This window comes from Sphingobacterium sp. UBA7253 (assembly GCF_002472745.1).
Lineage (GTDB): Bacteria > Bacteroidota > Bacteroidia > Sphingobacteriales > Sphingobacteriaceae > Sphingobacterium > Sphingobacterium siyangense.
Map to the genome: position 1 here is coordinate 1 of NZ_DKSP01000244.1, position 1,979 is coordinate 1,979.

General features: G+C 38.0%; 2 protein-coding genes. One reads left to right on the forward strand and one right to left on the reverse strand.

All coding sequences use genetic code 11. The features are described from left to right. Positions 1 to 141 precede the first annotated feature (141 nt). Positions 142 to 1,053, reverse strand: coding sequence for a LysR family transcriptional regulator (locus B2X72_RS25330; protein WP_232475603.1), 912 nt, complete (start codon positions 1,051 to 1,053; stop codon positions 142 to 144). Positions 1,054 to 1,194: 141 nt separating this feature from the next. On the opposite strand from B2X72_RS25330, the gene B2X72_RS25335 reads away from it, so the two are divergent. After that, positions 1,195 to 1,908 carry a class I SAM-dependent methyltransferase gene (locus tag B2X72_RS25335; RefSeq protein ID WP_075993992.1) on the forward strand — a complete coding sequence of 238 codons (714 nt, stop codon included), beginning with the start codon at positions 1,195 to 1,197 and terminating at the stop codon, positions 1,906 to 1,908. The last annotated feature ends 71 nt before the right edge of the window (positions 1,909 to 1,979 follow it).

Here is a 1,979-nt window from a genome sequence, read left to right on the forward strand (position 1 = left end):
TCCGATTCCACCGCGTAGTTTTATGGCAACTTTAGCGTATAAATTTGAGAAGAGGTAATATCGCTCTTCAACCCATAAAAAAACGGAGTCAGCAACATGCTGACTCCGTTTTTTTATACTGGAATTTCAATCGATGCCACTTTAGGACGCATTAAAATCAAGATACTCTTTCTGGATACAGGCTATAAATTCGCCTAATGCACTGTTTTTACTTTTTATATTAGAGACCAGGATCACTTCTGTTTTGCTATCCATATCCTCAAGCTTCATGATTTTTAGGTTTAAATGCGGGTATTGTTTGATAGTGGACGCAGGGACGACTGCCATGCCCAAGCCTTGTGACACCAACTCAAGGATGGAAGACATCGAATTGCTCTGATGTACAATTTTGGGTTCGAATCCCATGCGGTTACAGGTATTAATAACAAGTCGGTGATATTCCGATGCGTATTTCTGATTGAAAGAAATGAAACTTTCATTAAAAAAGTTGATCGCATTAAATTTCACCTGTGAATGACCTACAATAACCATAGGGTCTTCGAAAAGGGGAGTGGTAAGCAATTCACTTGAATAAATTGGAGCACGCATAATACCCAGATCCAATTTTCCGTTTTCGAGTGCTAATTTTTGTTTCTGCGTCGATGTTTCGAAAAGACTAACTCTTAAGTATGGAAATTTCAATTGAATTTGCTTTAATACCGTAGCAAGCATTTTCTTAGGTGTCGAACTAATATAGCCCAGTTTGAATTCTCCTGAGATATTGTTGTGGATCTGTTTGGTGATCGTTTTGCTGTGTTCGATATTTTGTAGGATCTCCACAACCTCCTCCAAAAAGTATTTACCTGCTTCCGTTAGCTCGACGCGTTTGTTGGTTCGGAAGAAAAGAATAACACCTAATTCGTCTTCTAGATCTTTAATCTGCCGGCTTAATGGGGGCTGGGACATAAATAAGCGTTCTGCTGCTCGGCCAAAATGAAGCTCTTCGGCTACTGTTTTGAAATAAATGAGATGTCGGATTTCCATCGATACTTTTTTGGTATGAATTGATGACAAAATAAATATTTTTAATGAATTCCAGTTAGTCCTACCTTTAAATTATTAAAAATTAATGGATGAAATACCGCCGATCAGACAGTTTAAGATACTGCTGTGCGGGGGAATCTATCTGAACTTTAGAGAATAAACAATTTACAGATGAACAAAGCGACGCTACAAGAGATTGAAACACGGTTTGACAACGATGTCGAGCGGTTCTCAAATTTAGAAACAGGTCAAGCAACCACATTGGATGCGGTATGGAACATGGAGCTTATTACGGATGCCATTGTCAGTCTTTATCCAAACGCTCAAAATATATTGGACATTGGATGCGGAGCTGGCAATTACGACGTAAAACTATTGCAAAAATTGGAGTCTAATCCAAATGTTAGTCTGTTGGACCTGAGCCAGCCAATGTTAAATAGAGCAAGGGAACGCGTTGGAAAATTAACCAAGGGAGAAATTCAGTTGATTAAAGGCGACTTTCGTGCCGCAGCTTTAGAGGAAAACAAATTTGATGTCATTATCGCAACATCTGTTTTACATCATCTTCGAGATGATAAAGATTGGGAAAATGCGTTTAGCAAGCTGTTCCGCTTATTAAGAACCGGAGGAAGTCTGTGGATTTTTGATTTGATTGAGCAAAATAATGAACAGCTTCAAAAATTAATTTACAGGGAAAAATATGGTGAATACTTAACTAACCTTAAGGATGAGCAGTATCGTGATCATGTTTTTGACTATATCGAACACGAGGATACACCAAGATCGCTGATCTATCAACTAAACTTATTGACACAAGTTGGCTTTAAAAATGTTGATGTTCTACACAAAAATCTTTGTTTTGCTTCTTATATGGGATTCAAATAGGGGCTGGAAAACGAGTGTCAAATAAATAAGGCGATACGGGGAGTATCGCCATAAAATCACACTAACTATTA